Origin of the sequence: Streptomyces sp. NPDC002602 (assembly GCF_042889445.1) — a bacterium.
Lineage (GTDB): Bacteria > Actinomycetota > Actinomycetes > Streptomycetales > Streptomycetaceae > Streptomyces.
The window spans coordinates 47,888-65,275 of record NZ_JBIAQX010000003.1; the positions used below are offsets into that span (position 1 = coordinate 47,888).

The window sequence follows — 17,388 nt, forward strand, 5'->3', positions numbered from 1 at the left end:
GACCCGCCATGTGCTTCCCTTTACGTCACTAGGATTACGCGAAGCGCGCTCAAAGCGGCACGTGGCCGCAGTCCACTGCGAATATCCGGTCGGGGCGCCCCTAGCCTCAACCACTAGCCGACCCCTTAGCCCCGACCGTTCATGAAGGCGTGTCAGCCGTTTCAAGGGGGTGCTTCCGCTTGCCGGCGACGGGAACCCGACCGTTTGCCGGCTGTGGGAACCCGACCGTCGGCCCGCCCCGTTGCGGCGGCCCGCCGGGCAACCCGTCGTCCGGCTGCGCCTGCCCGGCGTGGGGCGGACGGGCGGGTCAGGACGTCCGGGCCAGCCTCTCGGCCCCGGTGCCCATGTTCGTCCCGACGAACAGATCGCTCAGTTCGGCCCGGCTGCGCACGCCGAGCTTGCGGTACACCCGTGTGAGGTGCTGTTCGACGGTGCTCTTGGTGATGAACAGCTTCCGTCCGATCTCGCGGTTCGAGTGGCCGACCGCCGCCAAGGCGGTGACCCTGCGTTCGGCGGCCGTGAGGCTCGACGAACCCTCGCCCTCGCCCTCCACTCCTTCGGAACCGCTGTCCCCTTCGTGCACCTCGTCGCGGAACAGCCGACGGAACAGCGGGTCCGCCCCGCAGTTGTCGGCGACGGCCCTGGCGTGACGGGCCACCATCCGCGCCTTGGCGGGTGCGCCGAGGGCGTGCAGGGCCTGGCTCCGGTCGGCCAGGGCGCGAATGAGTTCGACCTGGCTCCCTCCCGCCTCCAGCAGGTTGATGGACTCCCGGAGCAGGGCGGGGCGCTGGTCGAGTTCGCTCGTCGCCGCCAGCAGTCGCAGGGAGACTCCACGCGCCCAGGAGGTGCTCCCTCCCGGTCGGGCCAGTTGCTCCCGCACGAGCGCGCGGGCTTCCCTGGGGTTCCCCAGGGCGAGGTGTGCCTGTGCCGCGGAGGTCCGCCACGGCAGGAACGTCGGCGTGTCCATGCCCCACTCCGCGGCCAGTCCGCCACAGGTCAGGAAGTCTTCGAGGGCCGCGGCCGGGCGGTCGACGGCCAGGTGGTAGTGGCCCCGGGCGTGGGTGTAGAGAAGCCCGTGGCGTGTCTCGAACATGCCCTCTGGCACCGACTGGTTCAGCCAGGCACCGGCCACCCCGCTCTTCCCGGACACCGTCGTGGCCATGACGAGAGCCGACAAGGGCGCGCCGATCGCCACGCCCCAGCCGGGCAGTGAGATGGCCGAGAGGGCGCCCCGGGCGAACCCCTCGGCGGCCGGGAGCATGCCCTGCCGCAGCGCGACCTCCGCCCGGACGCCGGACAGGATCGCGACGACGGTCCCCGTCGCGGGCGCGCCGGCCTGCTGCAGGAGTACGTCGCACCAGAACAGCGCCCGGTCCGGGCGGTCCGCGTAGAGCAGTGTCAGGAGCGCCGCTTCGAGCGCTTCGACGTTCGTCTCGTTGTACCGGCAGCCCCGCAGGATCTCCTCGGCCATGGCCACGGTGTGGTCTTGGGGTCCCTCGGCAAGGACCGTGCCCAGCAGTTCGACGGCGTACGAGGACGGGCTCACGTGACGAGGCTGGGGTTCACGCCGAAGCGAGCGGGTCGCGGTTCCGGGGGCATTGGTGTCGACCGCGGGACAGGTCTGCCGCAACCAGTGCCGCACCACGAGGAGTTCGTCCTCCACCCGCGGGTCGCCTGCGTACGGCTTCGCGGACAGCGCGGCGAGCACTTCGCCGGCCGCCCCGAACCGGCCGTGCCAGGCCAGGTGCTTGACGACCCACGCCGCATCCCCGCCCTTCAGGTGTCCCTCGTCCAACGCCCCGACGAGCGCGTCCAGCCACGGCGCCACCAGCCGGGGGTCGATCTGCCATCCGATCTTCACGCGTGCCATGACGACCGCGGCCCGTTCCCGCTCCGTCCTCGCGCTCTGCCCGGCCAACCGCAGGCAGTCGAGGCTCAGTTCCTCCCGCCCCTCCTCCATCGCCTTCTCGGCCGCGGTGAGCAGGGTACGGCCCGCCCACGGTTCGGTCACCGAGGCGGCGAGCAGGTGGTGGGCCACCACGGTCGCGGGGGCGCCGTCGTCGTGGAGCAACAGTGCCGCGCGCCGGCGCAGGTTCGCCTTGGTCACGGCGTCCGCGTGCTCCAGGATCGCCTTGCCCACGGCGTCGTCGCGGAAGGCGCCGCCCTCCAGCAGCCCCGCCGTGTCCAATGCCGTCATGACCTGCTTGACGGCGTCGGCGCCCCGGCCGACCAGGCACGCGACCAGCGCGGGGGTGGCCGATTCCCCGAGTATGGCGAATCCGCAGGTGACGTCGAAGAGTTCGGCTTCGTCCCGGTAGGCCCAGGCGAGCGCCGCCTTGGTGAACGCGGTGCTCGCCACCGCCCTGGACGGCTGCCGCGGGTCGAGGCGGCGCGCGTCCCGGCTGTCCGCCAGGAGGGCGTGCACGAGCAGCGGGTTGCCCCCGCTGACGGCGTGGAAGTCCGCGACCAGTTCCGAGGTCTCATCGGTGTCCACGTGGTGCTGGATCACGTCGGCGACGCCGTCTCGTGACAGGGGGAGCAGCCGCAACTGCCGGGCCTGCGGATGGCGCAGCAGCTCGGCGTGGAAGGCGGGGGGCAGCGCGTGCGGGCCGGTCGACTCGGAGAGCACCATCATGACCGGAGCGGTACGAAGCCTGCGGACCAGGTAGAGCAGGCAGCGCAGGGAAGCGGCATCGGCGAGCTGCACGTCGTCCACCGCGATCACGACGGGCCGGCGGCGGGTCTCCCGGTGCATGGCGGCGAAGAGCCGGTCCTCGAATTCGGCGACCCCCTCGCTGCTGCGGGTGGCCGCCCGGACCGTCTCTTCCTCCTCCGGCCCCAGGAACAGCTCCTTGATGACGGCGAGTTCGTGCCCGGTGACGGAAACCGATCCCGAGGCGCTGAACACCTGGGCCCCGGCATCGGCCGCCCGCCGCAGGAACACGTCGAGCAGTGCGGTCTTTCCGACCCCTGGTCCGCCGCCGATGAGAACGACTCCGCCTTCGCGTCGCTGGGCCGCCGCCAGCCCGTCCATGAGGATTTTCATTTCCTCATCGCGCTCAAACAGTTCCGCGCCTATGCCACCAGCCACAATCCCCACCCGTTGCCCACACTCACTCGAAAACCACTTGAGAACTGTTTCAAATCGAATACAGGACCAATTGATTCGACTGTACTGAGGCGAGCCCCTGCACCCAACCCCTACCTTCGCTCAACCGCCCCCCTACCCCTCGCCGACCCGGTATTCCCTTGCCTTTCGACACCCCCCTACCCTGACCGACACGGGCACGGAGAGGCCCGGAACGGGAAGGCCGGAAGGGGTACATGCCACTGCCCGCCCCCCTTTCCTTCAGGGGGGCGGGCAGTGGCATGTACCTTGGCTCGCGCCTCAGACCTCGACGGGCGTTTCCAGTTCCATCGGCAATTCATCCCGTCCGGCGACCCGCAATTTCCTGTACACGCGGGTGAGGTGCTGCTCGACCGTGCTCTTCGTGATGAACAGCCTCAGGGAGATCTCGCGGTTCGTGTAGCCGTTGGCGGCCAGGGCCGCGACCTTGCGCTCGGAATCGCTGAGTTCCTGACGGCGTGCGGGATCGGCTTCGTTCGGGCCTGCCGCGGGGGGCGGCTCCTCCGGCGGCGCCAACGGCTTCGGGGCCTGGACGCGGCAGGCGGCGGGACGGACGGTCCTGTCCGCGCGGTCCGCCGGCTCGGCGCGGTGCAGCAGGGATCTCGCCCCGCATTCCTTCGTCAGGCGTGTCGCCCGACGGCGGGCGGCGGCGGCCCGACGGGACTCGCCGGATTCCTCGTGGACGTCGGCGAGGTCGAACAGGACCCGGGCGGCACCCAGGCCGTCACCGGCCTTGCGCAGTTCACCGAGGGCCTCGTCGAGCAGTGGTGCCACGTGCGCGCGCTCTTCGGTGGCGAGTGCCGTCGCGTGCAGGGAGATGCCCCGGACACGGGGGGAGCCGTCGGCGACCATGGCCAACTGTTCCTTGGCGAGCCTCAGCGACTCCTTGCGCTCGCCCATGCGCAGCATCGCCTCGGCGGCGTCCGTGCGCCACGGCAGCAAGCCGGGCCGGTCCACCCCCCAGAGCCCGGCCAGCCGCCCCGTGGCCTGGAAGTCCCTCAGCGCCGAGTGGTAGCGGTGGTTGGCCATGTGGTAGAGCCCGCGGGCCCTTCGGTAGGCCAACCAGTGCGCGGTGCCGGGCAGGGACCGCGCCATCGGGCGGCTGAGGTGGTGCGCCGCCTCGTCGAGCTTGCCCTGTGCGATGTTGACCGCCACGAGGTGGGCGACCGCCGTCCCCTCGAAGGCGGACCGGTGCCGCTCGGGCAGTGCGGCCAGGCAGGCCCGCAGGCCCTTCTCGGCCGCCACGAGGTCTCCCTTGTGGAGGTTGGCCTCGGCGCGCAGCGCCGCGAACGACGCCTCCCAGCCCGGGGTGTCCCGGCCGGCCGCGTTCCGCAGGAGCGTGTCGCACCAGTACACGACGCGATCGGCGGCGCCGTTGTACAGCAGCGACTGGATCGCGTTGAACAGCGGGTCGAGTGTGAAATCCGTCAGGGGGGTGATCTCCAGGAGGCCTTCGGCGCCGGCGATGTACTGGTCCGGCTCCCTGAGCCGCTGTGTCTCCCAGGGCCTGAGCGATCGCCTGGCCGCCGACCGGCCGCGGGCCCACGTCGGGGCCGGTGTGATGTCCGGGTGGACGCCCTCCTCTCCGTCGGGGCCCTTGCCCGCCGGAGCGGCCGGCGGCCAGAACCCCGGCTCCAGCGCGCCGGCCCAGTGGGCGCCGATCTCGTCCCCGGCCTCGGTCGCCTCCCCGGTCCCGGGGTCGTCCGCCATGGCGCAGTCGATGACCTCGCGTGCCTGGTCCAGCCAGCCGTGGGTGAGGAGCAGTTCGGCGAAGGACCTGACGGTCGTCGCCGGCATGGGACAGACCCGCAGGCTGTCCAGCACCTCGGAGAGATGGAGTTCGGCGGCCGCCGCGCTGATGCGCCGTGCGATGAGGGCGAGCCTGATCCTGATCTCGATGCGGCGCCTGGGGTCCTCACAGGCGCCGTGGGCGAGTTCCAGGTAGGAGACCGCCTGCTTGACCTGGTCGTCGAGGAGCACCTGCTCGGCCGCTTCCTGCAGGACCCCCACCCCCCAGACGTTGTCGGTCCGTCCGGCCTGGAGCAGTTGCTCGGCGGTGACGTACGGCGGGGCCCCGCAGGCGTGCAGCAAGCCGGCTGCGCGCAGGTGGAGTTCGACGCGCTGTTCGGGATCCAGGGCGTTCAGGACGGCGTCCCGGGCGATGTGGCTGCGGAAGGAGTGCCCGTCGATGATGCCCGACTGCTCCAGGGCGTGCAGGCTCTCGGCCGGCTGCTCGCCGCCGAGGTCGAGCAGGTCGGCCAGCAGCTCCCGGTTGGCGAAGTCGCCCAGGACGGCCAAGCCGACGGCCACCTGACGGCTGCGTTCGCCACCGCGCTCCAGGCAGGCCAGCAGAGCGTCCCGGAAGACCTGCCCGGCCCGTGGTTCCTCGGCGGGCCCGTTCGCGAGGGGACCGGCTTGGGCCCGGTGGTCTTCGACGAGGGCGCGCAGGAGCAGGGGGTTGCCGCCGCTCAGCGCGAAATAGCGGTCGACGGCGGGCGCGTCGAGCCGTCCGGGCCAGGTCTGTGACAGGACTCCGTCGACACCGCTGCGCCCCAGTCGCGAGAGTCGCACGCGCGTGAAGTTCGGCTGCCTCAGGAGTTCTCCGCCGAAGGCCATGTCCTGGCGTCCTCCGGCCAGCGGCTGTGTGAAGACCACCAGGAGAGGGGCGGTGCGGCAGTGCCGGGCCAGGTGCAGCAATTGCCTCAGGGATTCCTCGTCCCCGTACTGGACGTCGTCGACGGCGAGCACGACGGGCGCGGACTGGGACAGCTCTCGCACCGCGGCACAGAACTCACGCTGCAATTCGTAGCGCTCCGTATCGCGGCGGAGCTGATCGGACGTCCCTTTGCCCTGCTCCGCCGAGAAGTCGGCACTCAGCGCACGAAAACGCCGAGCGAGTCGCTCAGACAAAGAGCTTCCGTCGACGATGTTCCGGAGCAGACTCAGCGGGAGTTCAGTTTCCTGGGTAGTGGCGGCAGTTTGCAGAACCACCGATCCGGCAGATTCCGTATAGTCCGTCAAGGTTGCGAGGATTTCACTTCTCCCGCAGCCGGAAGCTGCCTCCAGCAGGACAGTCGCAGATCTTCCGGACGAACAAACCGCAGCATGGATGGCTATCAGTTGTTTCGTTTCTTCAGCCCGTCCGAACAGCACCATGAATGAAAAGACACCCCCGGAGTCGAGTCGTCCGGCTCACCCCCGTGTGATCGGACACTCGGTCCGAGCACTGGAGGACCCGGAGATCTCTCACCGCCTGCTCGAACCCGATGTCAGACAACATCAACATCCATGCAGTGTCAACCAACATCCGAATGGCTGCCGGTCGCCAAACAGCCACGAGGGGCAGACTCGGGCCAATCTCCCGCGAATTCACGGCCAGAATGGCTGGAATCAAGCCAGGAACGAAAGGATCACGCCAGAGGTGGCATCCGCTTTCCTTGAAGGAGAAACCAAGATTCGCCTTGCGTTTACCAAAGGGCGGCAACCGGCCGCGCGCCCGGCCGACCCGCCTCAGGCGACCGTCGAGGCGACCCGTGCGATGGCGTCGATGACCCGCCCCGACTGCTGATTGAGGTAGAAGTGGCCGCCCGGGTAGGTCTGGAGCTCGAACGTGCCGGTCGTGTGCTCTTCCCACGCCCGCGCCTCGTCCGGCGAGACCTTGGGGTCGTCCACGCCGAAGTGCGCCTGAATCGGGGCCCGGAGCTTCGGCCCCGTCTCGTAGCGGTAGGTCTCGGCCGCCTTGTAGTCGCTGCGAATGGCCGGAAGGACCATCCTCAGGATCTCCTCGTCGCCCAGCACCGCGGCCTGGGTGCCGCTCAGCGACTGGATCTCCCTGATCAGGTCGTCGTCGGAGCGGAGGTGGACCCGCTCGTCCCGGTGACGCGAAGGGGCCCGGCGGCCCGAGGCGAAGACCGCGAGCGGCACGATGTCCTTGCCCTCCAGGCGCAGCGCCACCTCGAAGGCGAGCGTGGCTCCCATGCTGTGGCCGAAAATGATCAGCGGCCGGTCCGCCCAGGGCAGGAGCGCGTCCGTCACCGCGTCGGCGAGGTCCGCGATGTTCTCGATGCCCGGCTCGTCACGACGGTCCTGCCGGCCCGGGTACTGCACGGCCGCCACGTCGAGGGCGGGCGAGAGCGCCTTGGACACGGGAAGGAAGTACGGGGCGGAGCCGCCCGCGTGCGGAAGGCAGACCAGACGCACCTTCGCCCCGGGCGCGGGGTGGAACTGACGAATCCACAAATTGCTGTCAACGTCGCTCGACGTCATGGCGGTTCCCTTCGTCGCACAAGGTCCGTGGCACCGGTCGCCGGCCACACCACCACCGCCGTCGCACCTGGATGATCTTCGAAGAATCCTCCGGCGGTCACAACCCCTGATCACCGACCCACCCACCCCTACAAGCCGCCTCCGCGGCCATCCGCCCGGCGAACCGCGGTCTCCGGCGTCCCGCGCGCCCGCTCCCGGCCGGCGGCGCCCGGCCCTCACGCACACATCTAGGGGCCGACTAGGGGTTTCGCCGGACAGTGGGACAGATCACTCTGAAGCGGTGCGGTTGCCGACGACGGGTCGAACCGATGCGCCGGAAGGCAACAGGAAATGAGTGAGAACCACCGCCTCATGCTCCCCGGGGCCACCCTTCCCCCGGCGCACGACGGCAGGCTGATGGCCATCAGCGACCTGCACGTGCGCCACGAGCGCAACCGGGACATCGTCCGTGACCTGCGGGCCGACTCCCCGGCGGACTGGCTCGTCGTGGCCGGTGACGTCGGGGAGACCGTGTCCGACATCGAAAGCTCCCTGTCACTGCTGCGGGAGAGGTTCGCCCAGGTGATCTGGGTGCCGGGCAACCACGAGCTGTGGACCGACCCGAGCGACCCGGTGCAACTGCGCGGCGAGAGCAAGTACCGCCACCTCGTCGACATCTGCCGCCGGTTGGACGTCATCACCCCGGAGGACCCGTACCCGGTGTGGAACGGAGAGGGCGGCCCCGCCGTCGTCGCCCCGCTCTTCGTCCTCTACGACTACAGCTTCCGGCCGCCCGGCGCCTACTCGAAGGAACACGCGCTGCGGCTGGCGGACGAAGCCGGTGTGGTCTGCACCGACGAGTTCCTCCTGCACCCCGATCCCCACCCGACCCGGGAAGCGTGGTGCCGCGCCCGACTCGCCCTGACCCGGGACCGTCTCGACGCGCTGCCGCCGGGCCTGCCCACCGTCCTGGTCAACCACTTCCCCCTGGTCCGTGACCCCACGAGGGTCCTGCGGTACCCCGAGTTCGCCCTGTGGTGCGGCACGACCGCGACCGCCGACTGGCACCGCAGGTACCGTGCGGCCGCGGTGGTCTACGGGCACCTGCACATCCCCCGCACCATCCACTGCGACGGCGTACCCCACCACGAGGTGTCCCTCGGCTACCCGAGGGAGTGGGAGCGGCGGGCGACACCGCCCGGGCGGCCGGTCCAGATCCTGGGCAATGCCACCGCGGTGGCCGCCGCCCGGACCTGGTAGCGCGCGAACGGATCCCGGGACGACAACGGCAAGAGGAAAAGGATCATGATCGAAGAAGTTCTGCCGTCCCACGTCCGGGCCTTCGAGGCGTTCGAGCACGTGCCGTTCTCCACCCTGCGCCCCCAGGAGGCGACCCTCGTGGCCAAGGCGGTCGAGGGCCGCCGACGCGAATTCGCCACCGCCCGGTACTGCGCCCACCAAGCGCTCGATGCCCTCGGCGCCCCGGACGCGCCCCTGCTCGCCACACCCCGCGGGCTTCCCGTCTGGCCCGAGGCGGTACGCGGCGCGATCACCCACACGACCGGCTACCACGCGGCGGCGGTCGCCGACGCCTCCCGGGTCGCGGCCCTGGGCATCGACGCCGAGCCCGACCGGCCGCTCCCCGGCGGCGTGCTGGAGAGCATCGCCCTGCCGGAGGAAATCGCCCAGGTCACGCGGCTCACCGCCCGGCACCCCGGAATCAACTGGGACAAGCTGCTCTTCAGCACCAAGGAAAGCGTCTACAAGGCGTGGTTCCCGCAGACCTCGCTCGCGTTGGAATTCGAGGACGCGCTGATCCGGATCGACCCGGTCGGCCGCACCTTCTCCGCACGCGTGCTCCCGCCGGCCCTGGTCGCCGCCGAGCCCGGTCTCAGTACCTTCGCCGGCCGCTGGCTCGTCCGCGGGGGCATCGTCCTCACCGCGATCACCATGGACGCCCCCACCAGTGGCCGTGCCCCGGCAGGTCACCGCCCTGACCCGGAACACAAGCGCCCGCCCATCACGTCCGTGAGCAGCCCATGACGTCCGGCATCTCCCCGGCCGCGGAACGGACCACCCGGTTCCACACCCCGGTGGCCGCCAACACCCGCCTCAGGGAGCTGGTCGCCCGCGGCGCGCGAGTCCTGCCCCTGGTCGTCGACCGGCCCACCGAATCGGGGCTCGACTCCGACACGCCGCCGGCCTACGGCCAGGTGGGCCGCACCGGGGTCGCCCTCGACTCGATCGACGACATGCGGGTGCTCCTGAGCGGGATCCCCCTGGACAAGGTCTCCCTCACGCTGTCCGTGGACGCCGTGGCCGCGCCCCTGATCCTGCTCTACCAACTCGTCGCGGAGGAGCAGGGCGTCCCCGCGGAACGCCTGCGCGGCTCGGTCCGCAACGATGTGCTCAAGGAGTTCATCACCCCCGGCGGAACCTGTCTCTTCCCGCCGGCCCCGTCCATGCGCCTGACACGGGACGTCCTGCGGTACTGCCGGACCGGGCTGCCGCGCTGGGACGTCGTGTCCGTCTGCGGTCACCAACTGGCCGAAGCGGGAGCGGACCCGGCGCAGGAGGTGGCCTTCGCCCTCACGAACGGCATTGCCTACGTCCGTACCGCGGCGGCCGCGGGCGTCTTCGTACCACGCCTCGCCCTCTGTCTCGCCGACGGCGGGAACCAGGCCGCGGTCCTGGCGAAGTTCCGGGCCGCCCGGCGCATCTGGACCCGGGCCATGGTCGAACAGTTCGGCCCGGACCGGGCCGGCCGCGCGGTGCTCCGCCGACGCGTCCCGTCGCCCTGGGGCGTGGCGGCGCCCCGCACCGGCCGACCGTGGCCGCGCGCCGACGACTCCCAGGAGATCGAGGCGGCCGCGGTCACCCTGATGGACGACATCGAAGGGCTGGGCGGCGCCGTCCGAGCCGTCGAGCGCCGCTTTCAGAGCACCGCCCTGTCCGCGGACATCCGCCCGCCCGGCCTTCCCCGCGTGGCAACGCCCGGGCCCGAGGCCCACGCGGCGCACCGGCGCCAGACCGAACGGCTGGCCAAGCTGCGCGCCTGGCGCGTCCAGTCCGCGGTGGACGACGCACTGATCCGGCTGGAACGGGCGGCACGCGTCGACCAGAACGTCATGGTCCCGATGCGGTCGGCCCTGGCGGCCAGTGCCACGGTGGGCGAGATCTGCGAGACCCTCCGAGCGGTCTGGGGCACCTACCCGTCCCTGCCCGGAGGCCGCTGAAAGCCCGGCCACACCGCCGCCCCACACCGTGCCGACGCCCGGCCACACCGCCGTCCCGCCACACCGTGCCGCCGTCCCGCCCCCGCCCCGCGGTCGGGACGACGGCCGGCCGCCGGGTCTCAGGCCCGTTCCCGCTCCTTGGTGCCGGTCCCGCCCCTGCCCGCCTCCTTGGTGCCGGTCCCGCCCCTGCCCGCCGACAGCGCGGACAGCGCGGTGGCGCCGTGCAGCCCGTACGAGGCCGGCGTACGAACCTCCGCGGCCTCACCCTCCGTCCCCGCACCGGACGGCACACGCGAGGCGTCCCCGGCCTTCGTCGCGCCGGCGCCCGCGGCCCGGGCCACCGGCGTCGCGCGGCGGCGGTAGCGCGGCGGTACGAGACCCTCCGCCCACCTCGGCGCGCGCGGGGTGAACCGCGGCAGCAGCAGGAGGACGAGGCCCAGCGCGCTCAGCGCCGCGATGGCGAGCACGATCCACATCGAGGTGGAGTGCACGGAATAGGCCACCGCCCCGAAGGCGATCAGGCCGGACCAGAAGTACATGATGAGCACCGCGCGGCTGTGCGAGTGCCCCAGTTCCAGCAGTCGGTGGTGCAGGTGACCGCGGTCGGCCGCGAACGGCGACTGGCCCTTCCAGGTGCGCCTGACGACGGCCAGCACCAGGTCGGCCATCGGGATCGCGATGATCGTCAGCGGCAGGACCAGCGGAATGAAGACCGGCAGCATCGCGTGGGTCGCGTTGCGCTCACCACCCGCGAACAGCGCCATGGTGTCGGGGTCCACCTGCCCGGTGATCGAGATCGCCGAGGCGGCCAGCACCAGGCCGATCAGCATCGAGCCGGAGTCGCCCATGAAGATGCGGGCCGGGTGCATGTTGTGCGGCAGGAAGCCGAGGCACATGCCCATCAGGATCGCGGCGAAGAGGGTCGCCGGGGCCGCCGCCTCGATGCCGTAGCCGAACCAGATCCGGTACGCGTAGAGGAAGAAGGCGCCGGTCGTGATGCAGACCATGCCGGCGGCGAGCCCGTCGAGGCCGTCCACGAAGTTCACCGCGTTGATGGTGAGCACGACGAGGGCGACGGTCAGCAGGTTGCCCTGCCACTGGGTCAGCGCGACGGTGCCGATGAAGGGAACCGGGATCCACAGGATCGTCAGACCCTGGATGACCATCACGCCCGCGGCGATCATCTGGGCGCCGAGCTTGATCAGGGCGTCGATCTCGAACTTGTCGTCGAGGACGCCCACCAGCCAGATCAGCGCCGCTCCGGAGAGCAGCGCCCGCGGCTCGTTCGATGCGGTGAACACCGCGTTGAGGTTCTGCAGGTGGTCGGCGACCAGGAGGCCGGCGCACAGACCGCCGAACATGGCGATGCCGCCGAGCCTCGGTGTCGGTTCCCGGTGCACGTCACGCGCGCGCACCTCCGGCATCGCCCCGGCCGCGATCGCGAACTTCCGCACGGGCCCGGTCAGCAGGTAGGTCACCGCGACCGTGACGCACAGCGTCAGCAGATATTCACGCACGGGCTGCCCCAGATGTATCGCCGGCCATCTCAGCCCCACACATTAGCTGCGATGTACCCCCCTCCGAGGACGCGCGGGGGGCCTACCGCGGTTGCGGTACGCCCGACTTGTCCCTGTCAGTACCCATACGGCGGAAATTCGCGCGTCAGTTCTTCGACCTCCGTACGGGTTTTCGCGGCTTCCCCGTGGAGCGCGACCGTGAACAGCGCTCCGATCCGCCGCATCTCGGCCCCGCCCATGCCCTGCGTGGTCACGGCCGCCGTGCCGAGGCGGAGCCCGCGCTGTTCCCCGTACGGGAGGGCACAGGTGTCCAGCACGATCCCGGCGGCGGCCAGCCGGCCGCGCGCGGTCGGGCCGTCCAGTCCGTGGGGGGCCGGGTCGACGCTGATCAGGTGGGTGTCGGTGCCGCCGGTCGTCACGAGGAAGCCGTCGGCCTCCAGCTCCTCCGCGAGCGCCCGGGCGTTGGCGACCACCCGGTGGGCGTACGTGGTGAAGGCGGGCCCGGCGGCCTCCCCGAAGGCCACGGCCTTGGCGGCGATGGTGTGCATCTGGGCGCCGCCCTGGGTGAAGGGGAACACCGCCCGGTCCACCCGTTCCGCGAACTCGGCGCCGCACAGGATCATCCCTCCGCGCGGGCCGCGCAGCACCTTGTGCGTGGTCGCGCAGATCACGTCCGCGTACGGGACGGGGCTGGGGGCCGCCCCGCCGGCGACCAGGCCGATCGGGTGCGAGGCGTCCGCGATCAGGAAGGCCCCGACCTCGTCGGCGATCTGGCGGAAGACCCCGTACTCGGGGTGGCGGGGGTAGCAGATCGAGCCACAGACGATGGCCTTGGGACGGTGCCGCCGGGCGAGTTCGTGGACCTGCTCGTAGTCGATGAGGCCCGTCTCGGCGTCCACCCCGTAGCCGACGAATTCGAACCAGCGGCCGGAGAAGTTCGCGGGTGAGCCGTGTGTGAGGTGCCCGCCGTACGGGAGCCCCATCGCCAGGACCGTGTCACCGGGGCGCAGCAGCGCGGCGTACGCGGCGAGGACGGCGGAGGAACCGGAGTGCGGCTGCACATTGGCGTGATCCACGCCGAAGAGGGCGCGGGCCCGCTCGACGGCGATCCGCTCGGCCAGGTCGGCGTACTCGCAGCCGCCGTGGTGGCGGGCGCCCGGGTATCCCTCGGCGTACTTGTTGGCGAGCGCCGATCCGAGGGCGGTGAGCACGGCGGGCGAGGTGAAGTTCTCGGCGGCGATCAGCTGGAGGGTTCCGGCCTGCCGTCGCGCCTCTCCGGCGAGCACGTCGGCCATCTGCGGGTCCTGCTGCCGCAGCAGGTCCGTGGGCTGGGTGATGACGCTCATGGCGCGACTCCAGAGGCGTGTACCGGGTACGCCCACTGTAGGTCCGCGGTGCCCGTCGCGCCTTGTGGCGCCGGCGCGCGGGTGAGTCCCTCAGCGCCCTGCGGTGACGCCCGTCAGGGCCGTGACAACGGGGTCCAGCGCCTGGTTGATCTCGTCGCCGATGGAGCGGAAGAAGGTGATGGGGGCCCCGTACGGGTCGTACACCTCGTCGGCGTCCGGCGAGGGGGCCAGCAGCCAGCCGCGCAGCGCGGCGGCGGCCCGTACCAGGGCGCGGGCGCGCTCCGCCATGCCGTCGTCCAGCGGCGGCAGGGTGGCCGGATCTATCGCCCGCACGAGCCGGGTGAACTCCTTCAGGGTGAAGGTCCGCAGCCCCGCGGAGTGGCCCATGGAGATGACCTGTGCCCGGTGGTCCCGGGTGGCGGTGAGCACCAGGTCGGCGCGTATGACGTGCTCGTCCAGCAGCTCGCGTCCGGTGAACCCGGAGGCGTCGGCCCCGAAGTCGGCGAGGACCGCGGCGGCGTTGGCCTCCATCGGCGCCCCCTCGTGGCCCCAGGTGCCGGCGCTCTCCACGATGAGGTCGCCGGTCACGGGGCCGCCGAGGCGGTGCGACAGGGCGTGCCGCGTCAGCCGCTCGGTGATCGGCGAGCGGCACACGTTGCCGGTGCTGACGTGGAGTATGCGGAAGGATCCGCCCCCGGCCACGGCCGGGAGGTGTCCTGCTATGCCACGCCCCTCAGGGCTCACGGGGCCACCTCGAGGTCGGGCACGACCTCCCGCAGCTGGTCCGCGGTCAGCGCGCCCTCGCGCAGCAGGACCGGAACCTTCCCGGTGACATCGACGATCGACGACGGCTGGATGCCGGGGGTCGGCCCGCCGTCCAGGTACACGGACACGGAGTCGCCCAGCATCTCGCGGGCGGCGTCACAGTCCTCGGGGGCCGGGTGTCCGGTCAGGTTCGCCGAGGACACGGCCATCGGGCCGACCTCGGTCAGCAGCTCGATCGCGACGGGGTGCAGGGGCATCCGCACGGCCACGGTCCCGCGGGTCTCCCCCAGGTCCCAGGCCAGTGACGGCTGGTGCTTGGCGACCAGCGTCAGCGCGCCCGGCCAGAAGGCGTCGACGAGTTCCCAGGCCTGCTCGGAGAAGTCCGTGACCAGGCCGTGCAGGGTGTTCGGCGAGCCGATGAGGACCGGGGTGGGCATGTTGCGACCGCGCCCCTTGGCGGCGAGGAGGTCACCGACCGCCTCGGCGCTGAAGGCGTCCGCACCGATCCCGTACAGGGTGTCGGTGGGCAGCACGACGAGCTCGCCGCGGCGCACGGCGGATGCGGCTTCGCGCAGGCCCGTCTTGCGGTCCGTCGCGTCGTTGCAGTCGTATCGCCGGGCCATCAGCGGGCCTCCTGAAGCAGCGGGGTGGTGGCGGGAAGGGGCGCGCTCACGGCAGGGCCTTGCGGGCGGTCGCGAAGCGCGGGCGGTTGTTGAGGTCGGGGTGGTCGGCCGCGTCGGCCCAACCCCGCTCCTCGGCGAAGATCCACGGGACCTGGCCACCCTGGGTGTCGGCGTGCTCGATGACGACGATCCCGCCGGGTCGCAGCAGCCGGTGGGCGGTGCGCTCGATGCCGCGGATGGTGTCGAGGCCGTCCTCGCCGGAGAACAGCGCCATCTCGGGGTCGTGGTCGCGGGCCTCGGGGGCGACGTACTCCCACTCGGTGAGCGGGATGTACGGCGGGTTGGAGATCACCAGGTCGACCTGGCCGTCCAGCTCGGGCAGCGCGCTCAGCGCGTCGCCCTGGTGGACGGTGACCCGGGAGCCCTCGGCGTTCTTGCGGGTCCACTGGAGGGCGTCCTCGGACAGCTCGACCGCGTGCACGCGCGAGCGCGGCACCTCCTGGGCCATGGCCAGGGCGATGGCCCCGGATCCGGCGCACAGGTCCACGATCAGCGGTTCGACGACGTCCATCGCCCGGACGGCCTGTATGGCCCAGTCGACGACCGACTCGGTCTCGGGCCGGGGCACGAAGACCCCGGGGCCGACCTGGAGCTCCAGGTACCGGAAGAAGGCGCGGCCGGTGATGTGCTGGAGCGGCTCGCGGGCCTCGCGCCGGGCGATGGTCTCCCAGTACCGGGCGTCGAAGTCGGTGTCCTTGACGTGGTGCAGTTCCCCCCGTTTGACGCCGTGCACGAAGGCCGCGAGTTCCTCGGCGTCGAAGCGCGGTGAGGGCACGCCGGCGGCGGCCAGCCGCTGGGTGGCCTGGGCCACCTCGGCAAGCAGCAAGTTCACGCTGGTCCTCCGGGCTGCTGTCGTACGGGGGGGGTGGTGCGGGTCGGACGTGGATCAGTGAGCGGCCGCGAGCTTGGCCGCGGAGTCGGTGTCGACGCAGGCCTGGATGACCGGGTCGAGGTCGCCGTCGAGCACCTGGTCCAAGTTGTACGCCTTGAAGCCGGTCCGGTGGTCCGAGATCCGGTTTTCCGGGTAGTTGTACGTACGGATCTTCTCGGACCGGTCCACGCTGCGCACCTGGCTGCGGCGCACGTCGGAGGCCTCCTGCTCGGCGGCTTCCTGGGCCGCGGCGAGCAGCCGCGAGCGCAGGATGCGCATGGCCTGCTCCTTGTTCTGGAGCTGGCTCTTCTCGTTCTGGCAGGAAGCGACGACACCGGTCGGGATGTGCGTGATGCGCACGGCCGAGTCGGTGGTGTTGACGGACTGGCCGCCGGGGCCCGAGGAGCGGTACACGTCGATGCGGAGGTCGTTCATGTTGACCTCGACCTCGACCTCCTCGGCTTCCGGTGTGACGAGCACGCCGGCGGCGGAGGTGTGGATGCGGCCCTGGGACTCGGTGGCCGGCACGCGCTGGACGCGGTGCACGCCGCCCTCGTACTTCAGGCGGGCCCAGACACCCTGGCCGGGCTCGGTGGCGCCGTTGCCGCCCTTGGTGCGGACGGAGACCTGTACGTCCTTGTAGCCGCCGAGCTCGGATTCGGTGGCGTCGATGATCTCGGTCTTCCAGCCCACGCGCTCGGCGTAGCGCAGGTACATGCGCAGCAGGTCGCCCGCGAAGAGGGCGGACTCGTCGCCGCCGGCGCCGGCCTTGACCTCCAGGAGCACGTCCTTGTCGTCGCTGGGGTCGCGCGGAACGAGCAGCAGGCGGAGCTTCTCGGTGAGCTCTTCGCGCTGTGCGGTCAGTTCCTTGGCCTCGGCGGCGAAGTCGGGGTCGGTCGCCGCGAACTCCTTGGCCGTCTCGATGTCCTCGGCCGCCTGCTTCCACGCGCGGAAGGTGGCGACGATCGGCGTGAGCTCCGCGTAGCGCTTGTTCAGCTTGCGGGCGTTGGCCTGATCGGAGTGGACCGAAGGGTCGGCGAGCTTCTTTTCCAGATCGGCGTGCTCGCCGATCAGTTCCTCGACCGCCTCGAACATCGGGGGCTCCTGGAGATAAGTGAGAAAGGGCTGCGGGACGAGAAAGGCGCCGGCCCGGCTGCCCCCGTGCGAAACGGTGCGCAGCCGGGATCCGGCGCCGGAGGCTCGCTACTTCGAGCCGGCAGCCTTGCCGAAGCGGGCCTCGAAGCGGGCCACACGGCCACCGGTGTCGAGGATCTTCTGCTTGCCCGTGTAGAACGGGTGGCACTCGGAGCAGACCTCGGCACGGATGGTGCCCTCGGTCAGGGTGCTACGGGTCGTGAACGACGCGCCACAGGTGCAGCTGACCTGGGTCTCGACGTACTCGGGGTGAACATCGCGCTTCAAGGTGTCTCCTAGATTCGGGAGGGCGCCGGGTCGCAGGAGCCGAATTGCGCGCTGCGTGAACCGGGGCCGACAGACCAGTCTGCCAGGACCGGGCCGCCTGTCAAAATTCTGAGGACGCCCTCCTCAACAGGGTGCGGCGGGCATCTATTCCGCCCCCCGGAGGAACCGCCCTGACC

13 protein-coding genes are annotated in these 17,388 nt (G+C 71.3%); 3 read left to right on the forward strand and 10 right to left on the reverse strand.

Features of this window, described 5'->3' with window-relative positions; all coding sequences use genetic code 11:
• Nucleotides 1–307: 307 nt before the first annotated feature.
• The 3 genes from ACFYW3_RS09540 to ACFYW3_RS09550 form a co-directional block, all read right to left on the reverse strand.
• Complete coding sequence (locus ACFYW3_RS09540) at nucleotides 308–3,100, reverse strand: AAA family ATPase (protein WP_389385996.1); 2,793 nt, start codon at nucleotides 3,098–3,100, stop codon at nucleotides 308–310.
• Between the two features lie 288 nt (nucleotides 3,101–3,388).
• Complete coding sequence (locus tag ACFYW3_RS09545) at nucleotides 3,389–6,283, reverse strand: LuxR C-terminal-related transcriptional regulator (RefSeq protein WP_389385997.1); 2,895 nt, start codon at nucleotides 6,281–6,283, stop codon at nucleotides 3,389–3,391.
• A gap of 354 nt (nucleotides 6,284–6,637) precedes the next feature.
• A complete protein-coding gene (locus ACFYW3_RS09550) occupies nucleotides 6,638–7,393 on the reverse strand; it encodes a thioesterase II family protein (protein WP_389385998.1) in 756 nt (251 codons plus the stop codon).
• Between the two features lie 330 nt (nucleotides 7,394–7,723).
• Between ACFYW3_RS09550 and ACFYW3_RS09555 the strand changes: the two genes are divergently transcribed.
• The 3 genes from ACFYW3_RS09555 to ACFYW3_RS09565 are packed head-to-tail and all read left to right on the forward strand — an operon-like array spanning nucleotide 7,724 to nucleotide 10,608.
• Nucleotides 7,724–8,632 (forward strand): metallophosphoesterase, encoded by a 909-nt coding sequence (locus ACFYW3_RS09555; RefSeq protein WP_351749301.1) that lies wholly within the window; start codon nucleotides 7,724–7,726, stop codon nucleotides 8,630–8,632.
• Nucleotides 8,633–8,677: 45 nt separating this feature from the next.
• Complete coding sequence (locus ACFYW3_RS09560; RefSeq protein WP_389385999.1) at nucleotides 8,678–9,415, forward strand: 4'-phosphopantetheinyl transferase; 738 nt, start codon at nucleotides 8,678–8,680, stop codon at nucleotides 9,413–9,415.
• Nucleotides 9,412–10,608, forward strand: coding sequence for a methylmalonyl-CoA mutase family protein (locus ACFYW3_RS09565; protein ID WP_389386000.1), 1,197 nt, complete (start codon nucleotides 9,412–9,414; stop codon nucleotides 10,606–10,608). Before ACFYW3_RS09560 ends, ACFYW3_RS09565 begins: the two co-directional genes overlap by 4 nt.
• A 119-nt stretch (nucleotides 10,609–10,727) precedes the next feature.
• Here the strand turns inward: ACFYW3_RS09565 and ACFYW3_RS09570 are convergent, their stop codons facing one another.
• The 7 genes from ACFYW3_RS09570 to rpmE form a co-directional block, all read right to left on the reverse strand.
• Nucleotides 10,728–12,125, reverse strand: coding sequence for an MraY family glycosyltransferase (locus ACFYW3_RS09570; RefSeq protein WP_351749297.1), 1,398 nt, complete (start codon nucleotides 12,123–12,125; stop codon nucleotides 10,728–10,730).
• 116 nt (nucleotides 12,126–12,241) lie between these two features.
• Nucleotides 12,242–13,471: a serine hydroxymethyltransferase gene (gene glyA / locus ACFYW3_RS09575; RefSeq protein WP_389386001.1), complete on the reverse strand. Its 1,230-nt coding sequence runs from the start codon at nucleotides 13,469–13,471 to the stop codon at nucleotides 12,242–12,244.
• Nucleotides 13,472–13,561: 90 nt separating this feature from the next.
• Nucleotides 13,562–14,215 (reverse strand): low molecular weight phosphatase family protein, encoded by a 654-nt coding sequence (locus tag ACFYW3_RS09580; RefSeq protein WP_053677427.1) that lies wholly within the window; start codon nucleotides 14,213–14,215, stop codon nucleotides 13,562–13,564.
• A complete protein-coding gene (locus ACFYW3_RS09585) occupies nucleotides 14,212–14,859 on the reverse strand; it encodes an L-threonylcarbamoyladenylate synthase (RefSeq protein ID WP_053677425.1) in 648 nt (215 codons plus the stop codon). Before ACFYW3_RS09585 ends, ACFYW3_RS09580 begins: the two co-directional genes overlap by 4 nt.
• 46 nt (nucleotides 14,860–14,905) lie before the next feature.
• Nucleotides 14,906–15,751, reverse strand: a complete 846-nt coding sequence (gene prmC / locus ACFYW3_RS09590; RefSeq protein ID WP_053677424.1) for a peptide chain release factor N(5)-glutamine methyltransferase — start codon at nucleotides 15,749–15,751, stop codon at nucleotides 14,906–14,908.
• Between the two features lie 54 nt (nucleotides 15,752–15,805).
• Nucleotides 15,806–16,885 carry a peptide chain release factor 1 gene (gene prfA, locus ACFYW3_RS09595; protein ID WP_351385456.1) on the reverse strand — a complete coding sequence of 360 codons (1,080 nt, stop codon included), beginning with the start codon at nucleotides 16,883–16,885 and terminating at the stop codon, nucleotides 15,806–15,808.
• A 108-nt stretch (nucleotides 16,886–16,993) separates the two neighbouring features.
• Nucleotides 16,994–17,212, reverse strand: coding sequence for a 50S ribosomal protein L31 (rpmE, locus tag ACFYW3_RS09600; RefSeq protein WP_030153765.1), 219 nt, complete (start codon nucleotides 17,210–17,212; stop codon nucleotides 16,994–16,996).
• Between the last annotated feature and the right edge of the window lie 176 nt (nucleotides 17,213–17,388).